The organism is Methylobacterium sp. CB376 (assembly GCF_029714205.1).
Lineage (GTDB): Bacteria > Pseudomonadota > Alphaproteobacteria > Rhizobiales > Beijerinckiaceae > Methylobacterium.
The window spans coordinates 6358829-6380508 of record NZ_CP121648.1 but is presented as its reverse complement, the minus strand read 5'-3'; the positions used below and the strand labels follow the sequence as shown (position 1 = coordinate 6380508).

Here is a 21680-nt window from a genome sequence, read left to right as displayed (position 1 = left end):
GATCATCCGCCTGGTGATGGCCGGGATGGCCGCGGCCCCGGTGCTGGCGGTCGGGCTGACCTACCGGCTCTGGGCCGCGCCCTACGCCACCGGGCAGAACGTGGTCCGCGCGCAGCCGGTGCCCTTCAGCCACCAGCACCATGTCGGCGGGCTCGGGATCGCCTGCCGCTACTGCCACACCTCCGTGGAGAAGGCCCGCTTCGCCGGCCTCCCCCCGACCCACACCTGCATGTCCTGCCACTCGCAGATCTGGACCAATGCCGAGATGCTGGCGCCGGTGCGGGCGAGCCTCGCCACCGGCACGCCGATCCGCTGGCGGCGCGTCCACACCCTGCCGGACTACGTCTACTTCGACCACAGCGTGCACGTCGCCAAGGGCGTCGGCTGCTCGACCTGCCACGGCGCCGTCCAGGGCATGCCGCTGATGCGCCAGGCCGCCCCGCTCACGATGAGCTGGTGCCTCGACTGCCACCGCAACCCCGAGCCGAATCTCCGCCCCCGCGAGGAGGTCTACGACATGGCCTGGACCCCTCCCCCCGACCAGGAGACCCGCGGCAGGGCGCTGAGGGCGGCCTACCACATCCGGTCCGCCGACCGCCTCAGCGAGTGCTCGATATGCCACCGCTGAGCGGGCCCCGGACGGTCTCGCGCCGCGAGGCGCTGCGGGCCTTCGCGGCCGGCATCACGCTGGCGGCCGGCGCCTGCGCCAAGCCGGACGAGGAGATCGTCCCCTACGTGGTCCAGCCCGAGCGGGTCACCGGGGGCGTGCCGCTCGTCTTCGCCAGCACCCTGCCGCTCGCCGGCTACGGCCGCGGCTGCCGGGTGCGCTCCGTGGACGGTCGCCCGATCAAGGTCGAGGGCAACCCGCGCCACCCGGGGAGCCTCGGGGCGACGGACGTCTTCGCCGAGGCGGCGGTGCTGTCCCTCTACGATCCCGACCGCTCGAAGACCCTGCGCCAGGGCGGCGACATCGGCACCTGGAGCGCGCTGCAGCGGGCGCTCGTCGCCAAGGTCGCGGCCTGGCGGGAGACGCGCGGCGAGGGGATGCGGCTGCTCACCGGCCGGGTGACCTCGCCGACGCTCCAGCGCCAGATCGCCCGCCTGCTCGACGCCTATCCGCGGGCGGCCTGGCACGCGCACGAGCCGACCGAGGACGCCTCCGCCCGGGCCGGCGCCGCCCTCGCCTTCGGCCGCCCGCTCTGGCCCGTGCCGCATCTCGACCGCGCCGCCGTGATCGTCAGCCTCGACGCCGACCCGCTCGGCCCGGGTCCCGACCAGATCCGCAACGGCCGCGGCTTCGGCAGCCGCCGCGTCCCGGCGGCGGGCGAGGGCTTCTCGCGGCTCTACGCGGTCGAGGCGGCGCCGACCCTGACCGGCGCCAAGGCCGACCACCGCCTCGCCCTGCCGCCGCACCGGATCGGTGAGGTGGCGGTGGCGCTGGCCCGCGCCCTCGGGGCGGACCTGCGCGCGCCGACCCTGCCGGAGGAGGCCGCCCGCCTCGCGGCGCGGGCCGCGCAGGACCTGCGCGCGCGCCGCGGCGCCGCCCTCGTCCTCGCCGGGCCGACCCTGCCGCCCGAGATCCACGCCCTCGCGCACTGGATCAACGGCGTGCTCGGCGCGCCCCTCGACTGGATCGAGCCGCCGGACCTGATCGGCGGCCGGGCGCCCGGCACGCTCTCCGACCTCGCCCGCGACCTCGCGGCGGGCGGCGTGCAGGACCTCGTGATGCTCGGGGTCAACCCGGTCTACGACGCGCCCGCCGACCTCGCCCTCGCGGAGAGGCTGGGCCGGGCCCCGTTCCGGCTCCATCTCGGCCCCGCCGTGGACGAGACGGCCGTGCTCGCCACCTGGCACGTGCCCGAGACCCACCCGCTCGAGGCCTGGGGCGACCTGCGGGCCGTCGACGGCACCGCCTCGCTGGTGCAGCCCCTGATCCGCCCCCTCTACGCCACCCGCACGGCCGAGGAGGTCGTCTGCGCCCTCCTCGGCGAGGGCGACGCCGCGTCCTACGACCTCGTGCGCGAGACCTGGAGGCCGGGGCGCGAGGCCGGGTTCGAGGAATGGTGGCGGCGCGCCCTGCACGAGGGCGTGGTGCAGGACAGCGCCGCCGCGCCGGTGGCGACCGGCAGCCCGCGCCTGCCCGATCCCGGGCCGCCCGCCGCCGCGCAGGACCTCACCCTGGTGCTGCGGCCCGATCCCGGGACCTGGGACGGGCGCATGGCCAACAATGCCTGGCTGCAGGAATGCCCGGCGCCCCTGACCAAGCAGGTCTGGGGCAACGCCCTCGCCCTCGCCCCCGACGAGGCGGCCCGGCGCGGCCTCGCCCAGGGCGACCTCGTCCGCGTCGCCGCCGGCGGGCGCAGCATCGAGGTGCCGGTCGCGACCGTGCCGGGCCACGCGGCGGGCGTGGCGAGCCTGACCCTCGGCCACGGCCGCTCCCGGGCCGGCGCCATCGGCAACGGCATCGGCGCCAGCGCCTACGCGCTGCGCCGCGAGGACGCCCTCTGGCGCGTCGACGGCGTCGCCCTCGCCCCGACCGGGCAGCATCCCGGGATCCTGACGACCCAGCGCGTGGTGCGCGAGCGGGAGGCGCGGGAGAACTACCCGCTCCTGACGCTCGCCGCCCTGGCCGAGGGCCGAACCGCCATCGGCGAGGCGCCCGGGACCGATCCCGGCCCCCATCCGAGCCTGATCGCGCCCTGGACGGGCGACGCGGACGGCCACGCCTGGGCCATGGTGATCGACGCCTCGCTCTGCATCGGCTGCAACGCCTGCGTGGTCGCCTGCCAGACCGAGAACAACGTGCCGGTGGTGGGGCCGGAGGAGGTCGCGCGCGGGCGGCTGATGCACTGGCTGCGCGTCGACACCTACGATCGCGGCGGGCCGGACCATCCCCGTCCGGGCTTCCAGCCCGTGCCCTGCATGCATTGCGAGCACGCGCCCTGCGAGCCGGTCTGCCCGGTCGCGGCCTCGGTCCACGACGGCGAGGGCCTGAACCTCCAGGTCTACAACCGCTGCATCGGCACCCGCTTCTGCGAGGCCAACTGCCCCTACAAGGTGCGCCGCTTCAACTTCCTCGGCTACGCGGACGGCCAGGAATACGCCAATCTCGGCCTCGATCCGCTGCCGGCCCAGCGCAACCCGGAGGTGACGGTCCGCCAGCGCGGCGTGATGGAGAAGTGCACCTACTGCATCCAGCGGATCAGCGGCGCGCGCCGCGCCGCGGAGCGGGACGGGCGCCCGCTCGGGCCGGGCGAGGTCACCACCGCCTGCCAGGATGCCTGCCCGAGCCGGGCGATCGCCTTCGGCGACCTCGCCGAGGCGGGGTCCGACGTCGCCCGCCTGAGGGCGGAGCCGCGCCACTACGCGCTGCTCGGCCATCTCGGGACGCGCCCGCGCACCACCTACCTGGCGGACCTGCGCAACCCCGCCCCCGACCTGCCGGGAGACGGCTCGTGAGCGCGGAGCCCCGGCCGGCCCATCGCTGGATCGCCGCCGCGCGCGAGAGCGACGCGGCCATCACGGACGCGGTGGTCGCCCCGATCCTGGTCGGGGTCGGCCGGGGCTGGTGGATCGCCCTCGCGCTCACCCTGCCCTTCGTGCTCCTGACGCTCGTCGCCGTCGCGTGGCTGTTCTGGCGGGGCGTCGGCGTCTGGGGCATCAACACCACGGTGGTGTGGGGCTTCGCCATCGCCAACTACGTCTGGTGGATCGGCATCGGCAATGCCGGCACGCTGATCTCCTCGATGCTGCTCCTGACCCGGCAGCACTGGCGGGCCTCGATCAACCGCTTCGCCGAGGCGATGACCCTGTTCGCGGTCTCGATCGCCGGGCTGTTCCCGATCCTCCACCTCGGGCGGCCGATCTACGCCTACTGGCTCGCCCCCTACCCGAACACGATGGGGCTGTGGCCGCAATGGCGCAGCGCCCTGGTGTGGGATTTCTGGGCCATCGTCAGCTACCTGCTGTTCTCGCTGCTGTTCTGGTACGTCGGGCTGATCCCCGACCTCGCGACGATGCGCGACCGGGCGGATTCGCGGGGCGCCCGGCTCTTCTACGGCAGCCTGGCGCTCGGCTGGCGCGGCTCGGCCCGGCACTGGCGCCGCCTCGGGACCCTGCACACGACGCTGGCGGCGCTCGCCGTGCCCCTGGTCTGCTCGGTCCACTCGATCGTCGGCCTCGACTTCGCGGCGAGCCTGATGCCGGGCTGGCAGGAGAGCCTCTTCCCGCCCTATTTCGTGGTCGGCGCGATGTATTCGGGCTTCGCCATGGTGGTGGTGCTGGCGGCCCTGGTGCGCTGGGGCCTGCGGCTCCAGGCCCTGATCACCGTCAACCACTTCGAGGTGATGGGGCGGGTGATGCTGATGGCCTCGCTGGTCATGGGCCTGTCCTACGCCACCGAATGGTTCATGGCCTGGTACGGCGGCAAGCCCGACGAGCGCCGCCTCGTCGCCTACGAGTTCCTGGGCGACTACGCGCTCCTCTACTGGGCGATGCTCGCCTGCAACGTGGTGGTGCCGCAGGCCCTCTGGCTGGGCCGCCTGCGGCGCAGCATCCCGGCCATGCTGGCGATCTCGCTCGTCATCAATGTCGGGATGTGGCTGGAGCGCATCCTGATCACCTGGACGACGCTGTCGCACGGCTATGCCGCGAGCCTGTGGCGGGTGTTCCGCCCGACCTTCTGGGACTGGTCCTTCCTGATCGGTCCGCTCGGATTGTTCGCCTTCTTCTTCCTTCTGTTCGTGCGCGTGGTGCCGGCGGTGTCGATGCACGAGCTGCGCGAACTCGCCCACCGGGAGGGGGCCGCCTGATGGGAGAGATGCTGGCCTGCTTCGCGGATCCCCACAGCCTGGTCCGGGCGGCCCGCACGTTGCGCGCGCGGGGCCACCGGCCCCTCGACACTTTCACGCCCTACCCGGTGGAGGCGGTCGAGGGCGTGCTGGACCCGCGCCCGAGCCGCCTGCGCTGGGCGATGCTGGCCGGGGGCGTCGGCGCGGCGGCCTTCGCGTATCTCCTGCAATGGTACGCCGCGGTGATCGACTACCCGCTCAATTCCGGCGGGCGCCCGCTGCACAGCTGGCCGGTCTTCCTGCTGGTGCCGTTCGAGGTGGGGGTGTTCGCGGCGGCGCTGGCGGGGCTCCTCGCCTTCCTGTGGGGCACCGGCCTGCCGCGCCTGCACCACCCGCTCTTCGCGGTCCCGGGCTTCGAGCGGGCGAGCCAGGACCGGTTCTTCCTGCTCGCCGCCGCGGCGGCGCCGGGCGACGGCACCGCCCTGCGCCACCTCCTGGAGGAGACCGGGGCCCTCGTGGTGTTCGAGGTGCGGCCATGAGGAGGGCGCGCCCGTCATCCCCGCCCGCCCCCTCCGTCGGGGGCGCCCGGCGCCGCGGCGCGCCCGCCCGGTCCTCCTCCTCGCCGGCCTGCTGGTGGCCGGCTGCCAGGACCAGAACCTCTTCCAGCAGAAGCGCTTAGACACCTACGCGGCCTCCCGGATCTGGCCGGACGGCACCTCGGCCCGGCCGCTGCCGGAGGGCGCGGTCGCGCAGGGCGACCTCGCCCGCGACGCCGCCCTCGCCGCCCCGCCGGAGGTGACGCCCGCCCTCCTCGGGCTCGGCCGCGACCGCTACGACGTGTTCTGCTCGCCCTGCCACGGCTACGACGGCGACGGGCACGGGATGATCGTGCAGCGCGGCTTCCCGCCGCCGCCCTCCTACCATTCCGAGCGCCTGCGCGCGGCCCCGGCCTCCCACTTCGTCGACGTCATCACGCACGGCTACGGCGTGATGTACGCCTACGCGGCCCGCGTCCCGCCCGCCGAGCGCTGGGCCGTGGCCGCGTATATCCGGGCCCTGCAGCTCTCGCACCACGCCACCCTGGCCGAGGCGCCCGAAGCCGCCGGGAGGCTGCGGTGATCGCGCAGGCCGCCCGCGGCTGGCTCGCCGCCTACGCCGCCTGGAGCGGCATCCCGATCGGCAGCCTCGCGCTGCTCCTGATCCACGGCCTCACCGGCGGGCGCTGGGGCGAGGCGCTCGCCCCCGTGCTGCGCCCGGCCGCCTCGCTCACCCCGCTCGCGGCCCTGGCCTTCCTGCCGATCGCGCTCGGCCTCGCGGCGATCTATCCGTGGGCGGCCGATCCGGCGCAGGCCCCGCCGCAGGTCGCTCCCCTCTACCTGCACCCGACCTTCTTCCTCGCCCGCTCGGTCCTCGCCCTGGTGATCTGGTCGGTGATCGGCCTCGTGGTCGCGGCGGGACGGGGCGGCGGCCTGTTCGCGGCCGTGGCGCTCCTGCTGCACGCGGTCCTGATCAGCGTGATCGCGGTCGATTGGGTGCTCTCCGTCGAGCCCGGCTTCACCTCCTCGGCCTTCGCAGCGGGCTTCGCCATCGAGCAGATGCTCTCCGCCCTCGCCTTCGCGGCCCTGCTGGCGCCGCCGGACCTCGCGGGGCGCGACGCCAGCGACCTCGCCGGCCTGCTCCTCGCCACCCTGACCGGCACCGTCTACATCGCGCTGATGTCCTTCATCGTGGCGTGGTACGGCGACCTGCCCGACAAGGCCGCCTGGTACCTGCGCCGCGGCCAGCACGGTCTCGTCTGGCTCATCGTCGCCGCCGTCGCGGCCGGCGCGGTCCTCCCCTTCGGGCTGCTGCTGAACGGGCACCTGCGGCGCAGCCGCGCCGCCCTGCGCCTGGTGGGCGGGCTCGTGCTCCTCGGGATCGGCCTGCACCGGCTCTGGCTCGTCGCGCCGGCCTACGACCCGCCCGGCCCGCCCCTCCTCCTGGGCGCGCTCGGCCTCCTCGCCGCCGTCGCGGTCACGGTCGGCCTCGTGCGCCTCTCGGGGCGCCTCCTGGCCCGCCTGTTCCCGGCGCGCCGCCTGCCCGGAGGGCTCGGCCATGCCGGCTGACGCCTCCCCGGAGATCCCCGCCCCCCGGAGGCCCCGGGCGTCCCGGTCCGGACGGTGCTCGCCGCCGTCGCGGGCTTCGCGCTCTTCGTCGCCGCCGCCATGGGCGGGCTCAAGCTCTCCTACGACCGCGGCGCCCCGCGGCGCGAGCGGCCGCCGCCGCGGGCGATGCCGCAGCCCGGCCTGCAGATCGACCCGGCCGGCGACCTCAAGCGCCTCCTCGACGCGCAGGGCGAGGCCCTGTCCGGCTATGCCTGGGTCGACCGGGAGCGCGGCATCGTCCGGATCCCGGTCGCGCGCGCCATGGAGATCCTCGCGGGCCGGGGCGCCGCGGCCCTCGACCCGGTCGGCGCCCCGGCGGCGGCGCCCGGCCCGATCAAGGAGAGCCGGCGGCCGTGACGCGCCTCCTCCTCGCCCTGCTGATCGCGCTCGCGCCCTGCGCCGCCCGGGCGGGCCTCGCCGCCTCCGAGCTCGCGGCGGCGGGCCTCGCGCCGCCGGCCGGCGCCCGCCTGCCCCTCGGCGCCCGCGTCACGGACGAGAGCGGCCGCTCCCTCGCCCTCGGGGAGGCGCTCGGGGGCCGCCCGGCGCTCCTCGTCCCGGTCGACTTCACCTGCCGCACCCTGTGCGGGCCGGCCTTGGCCGTGGTGGCGGGCGCGCTCGGCGAGACGGGGCTGCGGCCGGGCGCCGATTACCGGCTGATCGTGCTCGGCCTCGACCCGAAGGACGGCCTCGCCGAGGGCCGGGCGCTCCTCGGCGCGCAGGTGGCCGATCCGGCCCTGCGCGCGGCGACGGTGCTCCTGCGCGCCGACCCGGCCGCCCTCGCGGACCTCACCCGCTCGCTGGGCTACCGCACCGCCTACGATGCCGAGCACGACCAGTACGCCCACCCGTCCGCCGCCCTCGCCCTGACGCTGGACGGACACCTCGCCCGCGCCCTCTCGACCCTCGCCCTCGACGGGCCGAGCCTGCGCCTCGCGCTGCTGGAGGCCGGGCGCGGGGCGATCGGGGGCGTCGCGGGGCGGCTCGCGGTGCTGTGCTACGGCTTCGACGCGGCGCGGGGGATCTACACGCCCGCGATCTCGCGGCTCCTCACGCTCGCCGGAGCGCTGACGGTGGCCGGGCTGGGTCTGGCCCTGTGGCGGCTCGGCCGCGGCGGCGGGCCGGCCCGGAGGGTTCCGTGATGGCCTTCTGGCCCGAGACCGCCTCGACCCTCGCGCAGCGCATCGACGCGATCTTCGCCGGCCTGCTCGTCCTGTCGGGCGCGATCCTGCTCCTCGTCGTCTGCCTGCTCCTCGGCTTCTCGGTCCGCTACCGGCGCGGCTCCGCCGCCCCGCGCGGGCCGATGCCCGAGGTGGTGAGCCGCGAATTCGAGATCGGCTGGACCAGCGCGACCCTGTTCCTGTTCGTCTTCCTGTTCTGGTGGGGCACCTCGATCGAGATCAGGTCCTTCACGCCGCCCGGGGACGCGATCGAGGTGCAGGTCGTCGCCAAGCAGTGGATGTGGAAGGCGCTGCACGCCAACGGCGCCCGCGAGATCGACGCGCTGCACGTGCCGATCGGCGTGCCGGTGCGCCTCGAGATGCGCTCGCAGGACGTGATCCACTCCTTCTTCGTGCCGGCCTTCCGGCTCAAGCAGGACGTGGTGCCGGGCCAGACCCACGTGGCGTGGTTCGAGGCCACCAAGCTCGGGGTGTTCCACCTCCTCTGCGCCGAGTATTGCGGCACCGACCATTCCCGCATGCGCGGCAAGATCGTGGTGATGCGGCCGGACGCCTACGCGGCGTGGCTCGCCGCCCAGCCGGAGGGCGACGACCTCGCCAAGGCGGGCGCGGCGCTGTTCGTGGAGCGCGGCTGCTCGGGCTGCCACGCCGCCTCCGCCCGGGTGCACGCGCCGAGCCTCGCCGGCCTCTACGGCCGCACCGTGGCGCTGGCGGACGGGCGCGTGGTCGCGGCCGACGAGGCCTATCTGCGCGACTCGATCCTGCAGCCGAACAAGGACGTGGTGGCCGGCTTCGCGCCGATCATGCCGAGCTTCGCCGGCCGGCTCTCGGAGGGGGAGATCCAGAGCCTCGTCGCCTACATCCGCTCCCTCGCGAAGGAGGACCGGTCATGAGCGAGTCCGCGGCGCTCGGCGAATTGCCGCTGCCGACCGAGCCGGACTACCTGCGGTTCAGCCGCTCGGTCGGGTCCTGGCTCACCACCACCGACCACAAGCGCCTCGCGATCCTGTTCGCGGTCGTGATCACCGTGTTCTTCTTCATGGGCGGCGCGGCGATCACCCTGGTGCGCCTCGAACTCGTCTCGCCGGAGGGCCACCTCCTCACCTCGGACACCTACAACAAGCTGTTCTCGTTCCACGGCATCGTGATGGTGTGGTTCTTCCTGGTGCCCTCCATCCCCAACACGCTCGGCCTCTTCCTGGTGCCGCTGATGATCGGGGCGTCGGACCTCGCCTTCCCGCGGCTCAACCTGTTCAGCTGGTACCTCACGGTGGCGGCCGGGGCCTGCACGGTCTACGCGCTGATCGCCGGCGGGGTCGATACCGGCTGGACCTTCTACACGCCCTTCTCGACGATGTTCTCGAACACGCACGTCTTCGCGGCGGCGCTCGGCGTGTTCCTGGTCGGCTTCTCCACCATCGCCACCGGCGTCAACATCATCGCCAGCGTGCACATGCTGCGCTGTCCCGGCATGACGTGGTTCCGCCTGCCGCTCTTCGTCTGGTCGATCTACGCCACCAGCATCGTGATCGTGCTGGCGACGCCGGTCCTGGCGATCTCGCTGCTCCTCGTCATGGCCGAGCGCTGGCTCGGCCTGCCGATCTTCGACCCGAACCGCGGCGGCGACCCGATCCTGTTCCAGCACCTGTTCTGGTTCTACTCGCACCCGGCCGTCTACATCATGGTGCTGCCGGCGATGGGGGTGGTCTCGGAGATCATTCCGGCCTTCGCGCGCCGCCGCATCTTCGGCTACACGTTCATGGTCTACGCCATCCTGGCGATCGCCGGGATCGGCTTCTTCGTCTGGGGTCACCACATGTTCGTGTCGGGCATGTCGCCCTACGCGGCCCTGATCTTCTCGTTCTTGTCCTTCATCATCGCGGTGCCGTCCGCCATCAAGGTCTTCAACTGGATCTTCTCGCTCTACCGCGGGCAGATCGGGTTCGGCGCGCCGATGCTCTACGCGCTCGGCTTCGTCGGGCTGTTCACGACCGGCGGCCTGTCGGGGCTCTTCCTCGCCGCCATCCCGGTCGACGTCCACGTCACGGACACCTACTTCGTGGTCGCGCACTTCCACTACATCATGGTGGGCGGCTCGGTCTCGGCCTTCTTCGGCGGTCTGCACTTCTGGTGGCCGAAGGTGACGGGAAAGATGTACCCGGAATCCTGGGCCCGGTTCGCCGCCATCCTGATGTATTTCGGGTTCAACCTGACCTTCGCGCCGCAATTCATCGCCGGCTATCTCGGGATGCCGCGGCGCTACCACACCTATCCGCCGGAATTCCAGATCTACAACGTGATGTCGTCGTCGGGCGCGGCGATCCTGGCGGCGGCCTACCTGCTGCCGCTCGCCTACCTGACCTGGTCGCTGGTCTACGGGGCGCGGGCGTCGAGCAACCCCTGGGACGCGACCGGCCTCGAATGGAGCACGACCTCGCCGCCGCCGCACAAGAACTTCGTCCGGCAGCCGCGGGTGGTGCGCGCGCCCTACGACTACCATCCGGAGGGCCACTCGGCGACGATCGGCCCGCCGAGCTACCAGCGCGAGCAGGAGCTCCTGCCGTGAGCGGCGCGGCCGAGGGGGGCGTCGCCGGGGGCGAGCCGGCCGCGCGGCTGATCCGCGAGCCCTGGTCCGATCTCGGGCGCCAGCGGCGCGGGGCGACCTTCGGGATCTGGCTCTTCCTGGCGAGCGAGACGCTGTTCTTCGGGGCGCTGCTCCTCACCTACGCGGTGATGCGGATCGCCCACCCGGAGGCCTTCGCGGCGGCGGGCCGCGAGACCAACCTCGCCCTCGGCACCGCCAACACGGCGATCCTGCTCACCAGCAGCCTGACCATGGCGGTGGCCTCCCAGGCCGCCAAGGCCGAGGAGGACCTGCGCCGCCTCGTGGTCGCCTGCCTCGCCGTGACGGCCGCGCTCGGCCTCGCCTTCGTGGCGGTGAAGGGGGTCGAGTACCGCGAGGACATCGAGAAGAGCCTGGTGCCCGGGCCGCACTTCCCGCTCGCGGCGGCGCCGGCCCAGATCTTCTTCGCCCTCTACTGGCTGATGACGGGGGTGCACGCTTTGCACCTGTCGGTCGGGATCGCGCTGGTCGGGCGGCTCGCGCTCCTCGGCTGGCGCGGCCGGCTGGAGCTGCGCGGCAGCCCCGAGGTCGAGGTGACGGCCCTCTACTGGCACCTCGTCGACGTCGTCTGGATCGTCCTCTACCCGGTCTTCTACCTGCCGGGGCGGTCCGGATGAGCGCGACGGTCCGCTCCCTCTGGCTGCGCAACCTCGCGATCTGGGCGGCCCTGCTCGGCCTCCTGGCGCTGACCTGCGCGGCGGCCTTCTGGAAGCTCGGGGCGGCGACGGCGGCGATCGGCTTCGCCATCGCGGCCGCGAAGGCGCTCCTGGTGCTGGTCTTCTACATGGAATTGCGGGAGGCGCGCGGCCTCGTGCGCCTCGCCGCCCTGGCCGGGTTCCTGTGGGCGGGGGTGCTGTTCGCGCTGACGCTCAGCGACGTGCTGACCCGGCCGTGAGGGGAGCGCTCCGCGGCCCCGCCGCTCCTCCCGCGCGCGCAGCCGGGCCTCCTCCCGGGCGACGTAGTCCCGCGTGAGCGGCACCACGTCGTTGCGCCGCGCGAGCTGGATCTGGAACACCACCAGGTCCTCGTACCGGAAGGCCGCCTCGGAGGCCGCGAGGTACCAGTCCCACATCCGGCAGAAGCGCTCGTCGTAGAGCGCGCGCGCCGCCTCCCGCCTCGCGGCGAAGCGGGCGCGCCACGCGGCCAGCGTGCGGGCGTAGTGCAGGCGCAGCACCTCCACGTCCGTGACGATCAGGCCCGAGCGCTCGATCGCCGGCGTGATCTGGGACAGGGTCGGCAGGTGGCCGCCCGGGAAGATGTAGCGGGTGATCCAGGCATTCGTCGGGTAGGGCGCCCCCGTGCGCCCGATCGTGTGCAGGAGCATCACCCCGTCCGGCGCCAGGCGCTCCCGGACGAGGCGGAAGAAGCCGGGGTAATCGGCCGGCCCGACATGTTCGAACATGCCGACCGAGACGATCCGGTCGAAGCTGCCCGACGCCCGGCGGAAATCCTCCAGGGCGAAGTGCGCGCGGGCGGAGAGGCCGCGCGCCTGCGCCTGCGCCCGCGCCCGGGCGAGCTGCCCCTCCGCCAGCGTGATGCCCCGCACCTCCGCGCAGCCCGCGACCCCGGCGAGGTAGAGCGCGAGGCCGCCCCAGCCGCAGCCGATGTCGAGGACCCGCTGCCCGGGCCCGGCCAGGAGCTTGGCGGCGATGTGGCGCATCTTGGCCCGCTGCGCGGCCGCGAGGTCGTCCTCCTCCGCCGTGAAGTAGGCGCAGGAATACTGCCACGTCGGGTCGAGGAAGAGCCCGTAGAGGCGCTCGTCGAGCGCGTAATGGTGGGCGACGTTGCGGCGGGCCCGCCGCGGCGTGTTGCGCCGGCCGAGCCGCCGGCCGAGGCGGCGCAGCAGCGCCATCGCGGTCGCGGAGGGCAGCGGCACCTCGCCGCGGCTGCGGGCGAGGAGCACGCGCATCAGGTCGGGCAGCGTCCCCTCCTCGAGAACGAGGCCGCCCTCCACGTAGAGTTCGCCGAAGGCGAGGTCGGGATCGAGGAGGAGGCGGCGCGCCGCCGACGGGTCGCGGAGCCGCACGCGGACCGGCGGACCGTCCCGGGGCCCGGCCGTGAGGCGCCGCCCGTCCGTGCCCAGCACCGTCAGCGGCCCGGCCAGCGGCAGAGCCGCCAGCACGCGGCCGAGCACCCGTTCCATCAGCGTCGTCATCCGACGGCTCCGCCGTCAGCCCGGCCCGAACCGCCGGAAGCCGGCGCCGGACCGGGTTCGATGCGTCTCGTCGGACAAGAACGCCGTTCAGCCGCCCGCGCTCCCGGGCGAGCCCTGCAGCGGATGCCTGCGGGTCATGCCCGCCGCGCATCCTCGGCGAAGAGGCCGCGCACGACGCCGAAACTCTCCCGGTCGCCGAGCAGGCGCCGGGCCGACATGATCAGCTGGAGCTCCTCGCGGTCGTTCATGCGCTGCCGCGACAGGCTCTCCAGCTGCCGCAGCCGCTGCACCATGCGCCGCCGCTCGACGTCGCCCCGCCCGCCGAGAACGAGATCCTCGATCTCCGCCACGGTGCCGCGATCCAGAAGATCGTGCTGCCTGTTGGTCATGCAACCCTCGGAGGATGGACCCCTCATCGCAACGGCCCAGGACGCTGGCGCACCGGGCCTCCAACCCCCTCGAATCCTCGGCGCGAGCCGGTGGCTCGACGAGGCTTCGAGAACGGACCCGGCGGTCATCGGACACGCCCGCTGGGATCGTCCCAGGGTAGCGAACGGCGCCCGGTCCCGCGGCAACCCACGTTAAGATCGGGGCCCACCGCGCGGCGGGGCCGCCGCGGCCGCTCAGCCGCCGCGCCCGCGCACGAGGTAGGGGCGCCGCTCGGCCTCGGCGCGGATCACCGCGGCGCGCACGCGCAGCAGGTCCTTGCGGGAGACGAGGCCGACGAGGGCGCCCGTCCGCGGATCGGTCACCGGGATGCGGCCCTGGTCGCTCTCCATCATGACGTCGATGGCCCGCGCCACCACGTCCCGCGGATGCACCACCGCCAGGGAGGCGTCGGAGACCCGCTCCTCCAGGCGTTCCCCCGGATGCGCTGCGCCCCGCCCCTCCTCCACCGCCCAGCGCAGGGCATCGGCGCGGGTCACGAGCCCGACCGGGCGCCGGGCGGCGTCGACGACCGGGTAGGCCCGGTGGCGCCCCGCCTCGATCGCCGCCAGCGCCTCGGCCACCGGCAGGTCCGCCGGCAGCACGTCCACCTCGCGCACCATCACCTCGGCGACGCGGGTCAGTTCGTAGGGATCGACGCCGTACTCGCGGGTGACGTGCTGCCCGCGCCGCGCGATCTTCTCGGTGAGGATCGAGCGCTTCAGCAGCAGCACCGTCACCGCGTAGGCCGCCACCGTGGCGGCGAGCAGCGGCGCGAGGGCGCGCACCTCGCCGGTCAGTTCCACGGCGAAGAGCGCCCCCGTGAGCGGGGCCCGCATGGTGCCGCCCAGCATCGCCGCCATGCCGAGGAGCGCCCAGAATCCCGCCTCCCCCGGCAGGCCGGCGGCGTGGCCGAGGAGCCAGCCCATCGCCCCGCCGAGGATCAGGAGCGGGGCGAGCACGCCGCCGGAGGTCCCCGAGGACAGGGCGACGAGCCAGATCAGCGCCTTGACGGCGAGGAGGGTGAGGACGGCCCCCGCCCCCGGGCGGCCGCCGAGCAGGTCGGCGATGACGTCGTAGCCGATTCCGAGGGCGCGGGGCTCGACGAGGCCGCCCGCCCCGACGACGAGGCCCCCGAGGGCCGGCCACCACATCCAGTGGACCGGCAGGCGCTCGAAGGCGTCCTCCAGGCCGTAGAGCAGCTTGGTGAGCAGGCCGGAGAGCAGGCCCGCCGCGACCCCGAGCCCGGCGCAGGAGAGCAGCCCCCAGCCGGGCAGGTCCGGCACCGCCGCGAAGGGGAAGAGCGGCCCCGCGCCGAACAGCAGGGGCCGCCAGCCGGTCGCCACCGCGGCGGCCGCCGCGACCGGGATGAAGCTGCGCGGGCGCCACTCGAACAGCAGCAGCTCCACCGCGAGGAGCAGGGCGGCGACCGGCGTGCCGAAGATCGCCGTCATGCCGGCGGCGGCGCCGGAGACGAGCAGCGTCTTGCGCTCGGCCGCGCTCAGGTGGAACAGCTGCGCGAAGAGCGAGCCGATCGCCCCGCCCGTCATGATGATCGGTCCCTCGGCGCCGAAGGGGCCGCCGGTGCCGATCGAGATGGCCGAGGAGAGCGGCTTCAGCAGCGCCACCTTGGCGGACATCCGGCTGCCGCCGATCAGGATCGCCTCGATCGCCTCCGGGATGCCGTGGCCGCGGATCTTCTCCGAGCCGAACCGGGCCATCAGCCCGATCACGAGGCCGCCCAGCGCCGGCGCCAGCACCATCCAGGCGCCGCGGGGCGCGCCCGCGAGGCCGGCGGGCTCCGCGTCGAGGCGCCCGAACCACGCGAGGTTCGTGACGAGGCCGATCAGCTTGACCAGCGCCAGGGCCGCGAAGGCCCCGCCCGTCCCCACCACGAGCGCCATGGCGAGCAGGATCACGACCCGATGGTCGGCGCTGAAATCCGCGAGCGGACGCCGGGCCCGGACGGGTATGGCGTGCCGCCCGGCGGACTGGGCCGGCCTGCCGTCGGCTTGGGCCGGCCTCCCGGCGGACTGGGCCGGCCTGCCGGCGGCTTGGGCCGGCCTGCCGGCGGCCTGGGCCGGAGCCCTCTGCTGATCCATGTTCCCTCCGCGTCGCGGGGCGGAAATATATCGTGTCACGATATATTTCCAGCGCGCGGACCGACGAGGAGGCATGCCTTGGCCGAAGAGCCGATTGCGCCGGAGGGCCTGTCGCGCGCGGAATACGCGGCGCTGGCGGCGTTCCGGTTCCGCCTGAGGCAGTTCCTGGCCTTCAGCGAGGCGGCGGCGCTCGCCGAGGGGCTGCCGCCCCAGCAGCACCAGGCGCTGCTCGCCGTGGCGGGTCACGCGGGGGAGCGGCCGCCGACGGTCGGGCTGCTGGCCGAGCAGCTGCTGATCGCGCCCCACAGCGCCGCGGAGCTGGTGGCGCGGATGGTCGAGGGCGGGTTGCTGGCCAAGACCCGCGGGCGCGCGGACCGGCGGCGGATGGAACTCGCCCTGACGCCGCGGGCCGAGGCGCTGCTGGCGCGGCTCACGGCGGCGCATCTGCGGGAGCTGAGGAGCCTCGAACCGGCGCTGGTCCGGGCGCTGGGACGCCTCGCCCGGCCGCAGGCCGGCCCGCAGGCCGGCCCGCAGGCCGGCGGCTGACCGGGAACAGGCCCGGCGCGAAGGCGCGGGGCTGGAACGCCGGGACACCGCGTCGCGCCCCAGGGGCGGACGAGCCGTTCCCGGCCCCCGATCCTGCCGCCCGGGGCGGTCGCGGGCGCGGGGCTGAGCGGAGTTGCGCCGGGCAACTCTGCCTAGCTCTTGTTCTCGCATCAATTTCCGCTGACGCGGTCCTTCGGGCCGCCGCCGAAAAGGTGACCCCTTCGGCGAATGATGCTTAGCGCCGGCCCGCCTGGCGGAGCAGCAGGTTCATCACCAGGGCGGTCCAGCCGGTCTGGTGCGAGGCGCCGAGGCCGCGGCCGCTGTCCCCGTCGAAGAACTCGTGGAACAGGAGCGGCTCCCCGTCGCCGAAGACCGGCGGCGGGCGGGCGCCGAAGGCGGGCCGGCGGCCCTCCGCGTCCTTCGTGAACAGGGCGATGAGCCGGTCCTCCAGCGCGTCCGCGATGGCGCTCAGCGTGCGCAGGTCCCCGGAGCCGGTCGGGTACTCGACCAGGAAATCGTCGCCGTAATAGGCGTGGAAGCGGCGCAGGGATTCGACGATCAGGTAGTTCATCGGCATCCAGACCGGCCCGCGCCAGTTCGAGTTGCCGCCGAACATGTTGGAGGTCGAGTCGGCCGGGTCGTACCGGACCGTGAAGGAGGCCCCGAAGGCGTCGAGGGCGTAGGGCTGCGCCTCGTGCACCTTCGAGAGGGAGCGCACGCCGAAGGGCGACAGGAACTCGCTCTCGTCGAGCATGCGCCGCAGCAGCGCCTTCATGCGGTGGCCGCGCAGCAGCGAGAGCAGCTTGCGGTCGCCGACGCCGCCTTCCGTCCAGCGCGAGACGAGCCGCGCGAGGTGGGGCCGGTGCTCCAGCACCCAGTTGAGGCGCCGGGCGAAGTCCGGCAGGCGCTGGAGCATGCCGGGCTCGATCACCTCGACGGCGAAGAGCGGCACCAGCCCGACCATCGAGCGCACCCGCAGCGGGATCATGCCGCCGTCCGGCATGTCGACCTCGTCGTAGTAGAACTGATCCTCCTCGTCCCAGAGCCCGAATCCCTCGCCGCCCATGTCGGTCATCGCCTCGGCGATGAGCAGGAAATGCTCGAAGAACTTCGAGGCCGTGCTCTCGTAGACGTCGTTGTGGAGCGCCAGTTCGAGGGCGATGCGCATCATGTTGAGGGCGTACATCGCCATCCAGGCGGTGCCGTCGGCCTGGTGAACGATGCCGAAGCCCGGGGGCGGCCGGGAGCGGTCGAAGACGCCGACGTTGTCGAGCCCGAGGAAGCCGCCCTGGAAGACGTTGCGGCCGGTGGCGTCCTTGCGGTTCACCCACCAGGTGAAGTTGATCAGGAGCTTGTGGAACACGCCCTCCAGGAAGGCGAGGTCGCCGCGCCCGCCCCGGCGCTCCCGGTCGATCTCGAAGACCCGGAAGGTCGCCCAGGCATGGACCGGCGGGTTGGTGTCGCCGAACTCCCACTCGTAGGCCGGCAGCTGCCCGTTCGGGTGCATGTACCATTCGCGGGTGAGCAGCAGCAGCTGGCCCTTGGCGAAGCCCGGATCGAGGAGGGCGAGGGGCAGGCAGTGGAAGGCGAGGTCCCAGGCCGCGAACCAGGGATATTCCCACTTGTCCGGCATCGAGAGCACGTCGGCGGCGGCGAGGTGGCGCCAGGCGGCGTTGCGGCCGCAGGCCCGCTCCCGCGGCGGCTCGGGCTGGAGCGGGTCGCCGGCGAGCCAGCGGCGGACGTCGTAGCGGTAGAGCTGCTTCGTCCAGATCAGGCCCGCGGCGGCCTGCCGGAAGATCGCCCGCCGGTCGGGATCCTCGATCCCGTCCTGGAGATCCTCGTAGAAGGCGTCGGCCTCCGCGACGCGCTGGGCGAGCACGGCATCCTCCCGGTCGACGGGGCGCGGGCGCGGGCCTGCCGCGAGGCGCAGGCGGACCGTCGCGCGCTCGCCGGGGCGCAGGCGGAACCGGTAGTGCAGGCCGAGCTTGGTGCCGCCCTCCTCCGACACGGCGGCGCGGTCGCCCTCGATCAGGGCCGCGTGGATGCCGTCCTTGAACGGCCCGGGCGCGTCGGGCCGGCCGGCGTGGCGGCGCAGGTTGGTGTCGTTCTCGCAGAACAGCAGGCGCGGCGCGCCCTCGTAGCTGAGCCGGTAGGCGCCGAGCCGCGGATGCGCGCAGGCGACGGAGCCGTCCGGCAGCGCCGCGAGGCGCGGCCTCGCCTCGGATCCCTGCGCCTCCCAGGACCAGGTGTTGCGGTACCAGACCTGCGGCACGAGGTGGAGGTCGGCCGGGTCCGGCCCGCGATTGACCGCGGTGACGCGCAGGTGGATGTCGGCGATGTCGGCCTTGGCGTACTCGACGGCGACGTCGAAGAAGCGGTCATCCGCGAAGAGGCCGGTCTCCTCGATCTCGAATTCGGGCCGGTCGCGCCCGCGCCGCAGGCTCTCGGCGAGGAGGGCCTCGTAGGGGTACGGATCCTGCGGGTAGCGGTAGAGGAACTTGAGGTAGGCGTGGCTCGGCACGGCGTCGAGGTAGTGGTAGATCTCCTTGACATCCTCGCCGTGATTGCCCTCCTGGTTGGTCAGGCCGAACAGGCGCTCCTTGAGGATGCGGTCGCGGCCGTTCCAGAGGGCGAGCGCGACGCAGAGGAAGCCGCGGTCGTCGCAGATCCCGGCGAGGCCGTCCTCGCCCCAGCGATAGGCGCGCGAGCGCGCCTCCTCGTGGGTGAGGGCGCGCCACGCATCGCCGTCGCGGCTGTAATCCTCGCGGACGGTGCCCCACTGCCTCTCGCTGAGATACGGTCCCCAGAGGGACCACGCCCGCTCGCCCCGGCCCTGCTCGGCGATGCGCCGCCGCTCGGCCCAACGATCCACCCCGTCCACGGCGCTCCATCCGGCTTGCGGGACGGGGCGCGGGCCTCCGGCGCCCGCCCCTCCCGGGCCGCCGCCGATGCATTTTCAACGCCAAGGCTTCCGGAGCGCCAAGGCTTCCGGAGCGCCAAGGCTTCCGGAGCGCCAAGGCTTCTGGAGCGCCAAGGCTTCTGGAGCGCCAAGGCTTCTGGAGCGCCAAGGCTTCTTCGCCGCCAAGGCTCCGGGGTGGAGGCGCCCGCGCCCGGCGAACGAGGCTCAGCGGGCCGCCTGCCGGTGGTGGCGGACGGCGTGGCGGCGGGCCGGCGGCGCGGCGGCGCGCATGCGGCGCGGGCGCAGCGCCGGGGCCTCGGTCCCGGGCGTCACGCCGGCCTGGACGCCCTCGTAGACGCCCCGGCCCGTGCGCGCCCGGTAGGCGGCGCCCGCGTAGTCGCCGGGGGTCGGCGGGGTGCCGGGCTGCGAGAAGCTGGTCTCGGGCCGGTAGGCCGGCCCCCAGCCGATCTCGTCGCCGCCCGCCGGATCGGGGCCGGGAATGCCCGTGACGTAGCCGACGCTCTGGGCCGAGGCCGGACCCGCCAACCCGCCGAGGGCGAGGGCGGCGGCGAGGACGAGGATGGGACGCAGCATGGCGGGATCCTGACGCTCAGTAAGGCACGCTGCCGAGGACGTAGGCGGCCGGGCGGGGCCGGCGGTTGAGCGGCCCCTCGCTGATCTGGTCGTCGTAGTAGCCGAACCCGGTCGGCCCGAAGGCGCCGCCGTTCTGGACATGCGCGACCGGAACCGCCCGCACCGCCACCAGCGGCGCGCCGCTCGGGACGGCGAAGGGGTCGACGCGCAGCACCACGGGACCGCGCGCCGCCGCGCGGGCGTAGACGTCCTGGCGCGCGGCCGCCTCGGGCCGCACGCGCAGGGTCAGCGGAGCCTCCCGGGCCGTCTGGGCCGCGGCGGGGCCGGCGAGGCCGGCGGCGACGAGGAGGAGAAGGGGGCGAGGCACGGGCCGGTCCTTGACGCGAGGGGGGGCCAACTCCTCAACGCGCCGGAACCGCAAGGGTTGCCGGGACGTGTTGCCGGGACGTGTTGCCGGGACGTGTTGCCGGGAGAGCGCGCCGGGGGACGCGCCGCCGGGGCCGATCAGCCCTTGCTGCGGACCACCACCGCCTGCTCGCGCAGGGCCGGCTCGCAATCGGTCCAGAAGCCGTTCAGCACGGTCGGCCGGGAATGGCAGCGATAGGCCTCCTCCGGCCCCGGGGCCGGCACCGGATCGCGGGCGACGATCGGGTTCGGCGCGCAGGCGGCCGGCGCGAGGGCCGCGAGGACCAGGCCGGCGAGGGTCAGCGAACGACGCATGGAAGAACCCGGGGGGTTGAGGAACGGCAGCGTGGCCGCAACCCTGCCGCTCCGCCCCGCTCCGATCAAGGCGCGCCCGGGACCGGCGCGGCCCGAGCCGGGCTTTCACCCCGCCCTGTCACCGCGCGGCCACAAGGCCCCGCCCGGCTCATCCGCCATCCGGTTGCTTGCGTCGCCATCTCCCATTGCGGCCATGCGGATGTCGGCTTCGCTCAGGCGCCGCGCAGGCTTGGGATCCGGGATCCGCTTCGATCAAGCGGATCCCGGCTCAGACCGCCTTCTGCAGGGGGACCACGTTGTGCAGGGTGCGCTCCGCCCCCTCGAAGAAGCGGCGGATGTTGCGGGCGGCCTGGCGGATGCGCTGCTCGTTCTCGACCAGGGCGATGCGCACGAACTCGTCCCCGTGCTCCCCGAAGCCGATGCCCGGCGCCACCGCCACGTCCGCCTTCTCGACCAGCAGCTTGGAGAATTCGAGGCTGCCGAGGCCGCGGAACTTCTCCGGGATCGGCACCCAGGCGAACATCGAGGCGGAGGGGGCGGGAATCGCCCAGCCGCATTTCTGGAACGAATCGACCAGCGCGTCGCGCCGCCGCCGGTAGGTGGCGCGCATCTCGTGGATGCAGGCGTCCGGCCCGTTCAGGGCGGCGGTCGCGGCGACCTGGATCGGCGTGAAGGCGCCGTAATCGAGGTAGGACTTCACGCGCGTCAGGGCCGCGAGCAGCCGCTCGTTGCCGACCGCGAAGCCCATCCGCCAGCCCGCCATCGAGAAGGTCTTCGACAGGGAGGTGAACTCCACCGTCACGTCGATGGCGCCCGGCACCTGCAGCACGGAGGGCGGCGGGTTGGCGTCGTCGAAATAGACCTCCGCGTAGGCGAGGTCGGAGAGCAGGATCAGGTCGTGCTTCTTGGCGAAGGCGACGAGGTCCCGGTAGAAGTCGAGGGAGGCGACGTAGGCGGTCGGGTTCGAGGGGTAGCAGACCACCAGCGCCACCGGCTTGGGGATCGAGTGCTGCACCGCCCGCTCGACGGCCGGGAAGAAGGCCGGCGTCGGCTCCGCCGGGACCGAGCGGATCACGCCCCCCGCCATCAGGAAGCCGAAGGCGTGGATCGGGTAGCTCGGATTGGGCACCAGCACCACGTCGCCCGGCGCCGTGATGGCCTGGGCCATGTTGGCGAAGCCCTCCTTCGAGCCGAGGGTCGCCACGACCTGGGTCTCGGGGTTCAGGCTCACGCCGAAGCGGCGCTGGTAGTAGCCGGCCTGGGCCCGGCGCAGGCCGGCGATGCCCTTCGAGGCCGAGTAGCGGTCGGTGCGCGGCTTGCCGGCGGTCTCGATCAGCTTCTCGATCACGTGGCGCGGCGCGTCGAGGTCCGGATTGCCCATGCCGAGATCGATGATGTCGGCGCCGTTGGCGCGGGCGGCGGCCTTGATCCGGTTGACCTGCTCGAAGACGTAGGGGGGCAGTCGCTTGATGCGGTGAAAATCGGTCATCGGCCGGATCCTGA

General features: G+C 74.0%; 20 protein-coding genes and 1 pseudogene. 13 read left to right on the top strand and 8 right to left on the bottom strand.

From position 1 onward, the window contains the following. The first annotated feature begins 16 nt into the window (after nt 1-16). The 12 genes from QA634_RS29400 to QA634_RS29345 all read left to right on the top strand — a co-directional run bounded on the left by QA634_RS29400 (nt 17) and on the right by QA634_RS29345 (nt 11630). Nucleotides 17-628: a cytochrome c3 family protein gene (locus QA634_RS29400; protein ID WP_050777589.1), complete on the top strand. Its 612-nt coding sequence runs from the start codon at nt 17-19 to the stop codon at nt 626-628. Continuing rightward, the gene (locus QA634_RS29395) at nt 616-3459 is read left to right on the top strand and encodes a 4Fe-4S dicluster domain-containing protein (protein ID WP_012335489.1); all 2844 of its coding nucleotides are present in this window, start codon (nt 616-618) and stop codon (nt 3457-3459) included. Before QA634_RS29400 ends, QA634_RS29395 begins: the two co-directional genes overlap by 13 nt. Further along, the gene (gene nrfD / locus QA634_RS29390) at nt 3456-4811 is read left to right on the top strand and encodes an NrfD/PsrC family molybdoenzyme membrane anchor subunit (protein ID WP_012335488.1); all 1356 of its coding nucleotides are present in this window, start codon (nt 3456-3458) and stop codon (nt 4809-4811) included. Before QA634_RS29395 ends, nrfD begins: the two co-directional genes overlap by 4 nt. Then, the gene (locus QA634_RS29385; protein ID WP_012335487.1) at nt 4811-5329 is read left to right on the top strand and encodes a DUF3341 domain-containing protein; all 519 of its coding nucleotides are present in this window, start codon (nt 4811-4813) and stop codon (nt 5327-5329) included. Before nrfD ends, QA634_RS29385 begins: the two co-directional genes overlap by 1 nt. A gap of 94 nt (nt 5330-5423) precedes the next feature. Continuing rightward, the gene (locus tag QA634_RS29380) at nt 5424-5909 is read left to right on the top strand and encodes a c-type cytochrome (RefSeq protein ID WP_283026981.1); all 486 of its coding nucleotides are present in this window, start codon (nt 5424-5426) and stop codon (nt 5907-5909) included. Next, nucleotides 5906-6895 carry a hypothetical protein gene (locus QA634_RS29375; RefSeq protein WP_012335485.1) on the top strand — a complete coding sequence of 330 codons (990 nt, stop codon included), beginning with the start codon at nt 5906-5908 and terminating at the stop codon, nt 6893-6895. Before QA634_RS29380 ends, QA634_RS29375 begins: the two co-directional genes overlap by 4 nt. 54 nt (nt 6896-6949) lie before the next feature. Further along, nucleotides 6950-7291 carry a hypothetical protein gene (locus QA634_RS29370; protein WP_283026980.1) on the top strand — a complete coding sequence of 114 codons (342 nt, stop codon included), beginning with the start codon at nt 6950-6952 and terminating at the stop codon, nt 7289-7291. Then, nucleotides 7288-8073 (top strand): hypothetical protein, encoded by a 786-nt coding sequence (locus QA634_RS29365; RefSeq protein WP_012335483.1) that lies wholly within the window; start codon nt 7288-7290, stop codon nt 8071-8073. Before QA634_RS29370 ends, QA634_RS29365 begins: the two co-directional genes overlap by 4 nt. Beyond that, the gene (gene coxB / locus QA634_RS29360) at nt 8073-9005 is read left to right on the top strand and encodes a cytochrome c oxidase subunit II (RefSeq protein WP_012335482.1); all 933 of its coding nucleotides are present in this window, start codon (nt 8073-8075) and stop codon (nt 9003-9005) included. The genes QA634_RS29365 and coxB overlap by 1 nt, the downstream gene beginning before the upstream one ends. After that, nucleotides 9002-10678, top strand: coding sequence for a cytochrome c oxidase subunit I (locus QA634_RS29355; protein ID WP_012335481.1), 1677 nt, complete (start codon nt 9002-9004; stop codon nt 10676-10678). Before coxB ends, QA634_RS29355 begins: the two co-directional genes overlap by 4 nt. After that, on the top strand, nt 10675-11352 hold the full coding sequence (locus QA634_RS29350) for a cytochrome c oxidase subunit 3 family protein (protein ID WP_012335480.1): 678 nt from the start codon (nt 10675-10677) through the stop codon (nt 11350-11352). Before QA634_RS29355 ends, QA634_RS29350 begins: the two co-directional genes overlap by 4 nt. Next, nucleotides 11349-11630 (top strand): cytochrome C oxidase subunit IV family protein, encoded by a 282-nt coding sequence (locus QA634_RS29345; protein ID WP_236728939.1) that lies wholly within the window; start codon nt 11349-11351, stop codon nt 11628-11630. Before QA634_RS29350 ends, QA634_RS29345 begins: the two co-directional genes overlap by 4 nt. A gap of 168 nt (nt 11631-11798) precedes the next feature. Here the strand turns inward: QA634_RS29345 and QA634_RS29340 are convergent. The 3 genes and pseudogenes from QA634_RS29340 to QA634_RS29330 form a co-directional block, all read right to left on the bottom strand. Beyond that, nucleotides 11799-12587 (bottom strand): annotated as a pseudogene (locus QA634_RS29340) (class I SAM-dependent methyltransferase); the annotation flags it as partial. A 437-nt stretch (nt 12588-13024) separates the two neighbouring features. Continuing rightward, on the bottom strand, nt 13025-13279 hold the full coding sequence (locus tag QA634_RS29335; protein ID WP_012335478.1) for a hypothetical protein: 255 nt from the start codon (nt 13277-13279) through the stop codon (nt 13025-13027). A gap of 234 nt (nt 13280-13513) precedes the next feature. Beyond that, a complete protein-coding gene (locus QA634_RS29330) occupies nt 13514-15418 on the bottom strand; it encodes a chloride channel protein (RefSeq protein WP_012335477.1) in 1905 nt (634 codons plus the stop codon). A gap of 78 nt (nt 15419-15496) precedes the next feature. Between QA634_RS29330 and QA634_RS29325 the strand changes: the two genes are divergently transcribed. Then, nucleotides 15497-15964 carry a MarR family winged helix-turn-helix transcriptional regulator gene (locus tag QA634_RS29325; RefSeq protein WP_012335476.1) on the top strand — a complete coding sequence of 156 codons (468 nt, stop codon included), beginning with the start codon at nt 15497-15499 and terminating at the stop codon, nt 15962-15964. A 235-nt stretch (nt 15965-16199) separates the two neighbouring features. On the opposite strand, the gene QA634_RS29320 is transcribed toward QA634_RS29325, so the two are convergent. From QA634_RS29320 to QA634_RS29300, 5 genes are all read right to left on the bottom strand, one after another. Further along, nucleotides 16200-18845 (bottom strand): MGH1-like glycoside hydrolase domain-containing protein, encoded by a 2646-nt coding sequence (locus QA634_RS29320; RefSeq protein WP_012335475.1) that lies wholly within the window; start codon nt 18843-18845, stop codon nt 16200-16202. Nucleotides 18846-19088: 243 nt separating this feature from the next. Further along, a complete protein-coding gene (locus QA634_RS29315) occupies nt 19089-19457 on the bottom strand; it encodes a hypothetical protein (RefSeq protein ID WP_012335474.1) in 369 nt (122 codons plus the stop codon). Nucleotides 19458-19473: 16 nt separating this feature from the next. After that, nucleotides 19474-19824 (bottom strand): hypothetical protein, encoded by a 351-nt coding sequence (locus QA634_RS29310; protein ID WP_012335473.1) that lies wholly within the window; start codon nt 19822-19824, stop codon nt 19474-19476. A 137-nt stretch (nt 19825-19961) separates the two neighbouring features. Further along, on the bottom strand, nt 19962-20177 hold the full coding sequence (locus QA634_RS29305; protein WP_012335472.1) for a hypothetical protein: 216 nt from the start codon (nt 20175-20177) through the stop codon (nt 19962-19964). A gap of 268 nt (nt 20178-20445) precedes the next feature. Further along, nucleotides 20446-21666, bottom strand: a complete 1221-nt coding sequence (locus tag QA634_RS29300; protein WP_012335471.1) for an LL-diaminopimelate aminotransferase — start codon at nt 21664-21666, stop codon at nt 20446-20448. Nucleotides 21667-21680: the final 14 nt, after the last annotated feature.

Bases quoted from the DNA above. Each gene is read 5' to 3' on its own strand.
- QA634_RS29355 (WP_012335481.1), top strand. From the start codon at position 9,002: ATGAGCGAGTCCGCGGCGCTCGGCGAATTGCCGCTGCCGACCGAGCCG.
- QA634_RS29385 (WP_012335487.1), top strand. From the start codon at position 4,811: ATGGGAGAGATGCTGGCCTGCTTCGCGGATCCCCACAGCCTGGTCCGG.
- QA634_RS29395 (WP_012335489.1), top strand. From the start codon at position 616: ATGCCACCGCTGAGCGGGCCCCGGACGGTCTCGCGCCGCGAGGCGCTG.
- QA634_RS29345 (WP_236728939.1), top strand. From the start codon at position 11,349: ATGAGCGCGACGGTCCGCTCCCTCTGGCTGCGCAACCTCGCGATCTGG.
- QA634_RS29305 (WP_012335472.1), bottom strand. From the start codon at position 20,177: ATGCGTCGTTCGCTGACCCTCGCCGGCCTGGTCCTCGCGGCCCTCGCG.
- QA634_RS29330 (WP_012335477.1), bottom strand. From the start codon at position 15,418: ATGGATCAGCAGAGGGCTCCGGCCCAGGCCGCCGGCAGGCCGGCCCAA.
- QA634_RS29335 (WP_012335478.1), bottom strand. From the start codon at position 13,279: ATGACCAACAGGCAGCACGATCTTCTGGATCGCGGCACCGTGGCGGAG.
- QA634_RS29400 (WP_050777589.1), top strand. From the start codon at position 17: ATGGCCGGGATGGCCGCGGCCCCGGTGCTGGCGGTCGGGCTGACCTAC.
- QA634_RS29315 (WP_012335474.1), bottom strand. From the start codon at position 19,457: ATGCTGCGTCCCATCCTCGTCCTCGCCGCCGCCCTCGCCCTCGGCGGG.
- QA634_RS29300 (WP_012335471.1), bottom strand. From the start codon at position 21,666: ATGACCGATTTTCACCGCATCAAGCGACTGCCCCCCTACGTCTTCGAG.
- coxB (WP_012335482.1), top strand. From the start codon at position 8,073: ATGGCCTTCTGGCCCGAGACCGCCTCGACCCTCGCGCAGCGCATCGAC.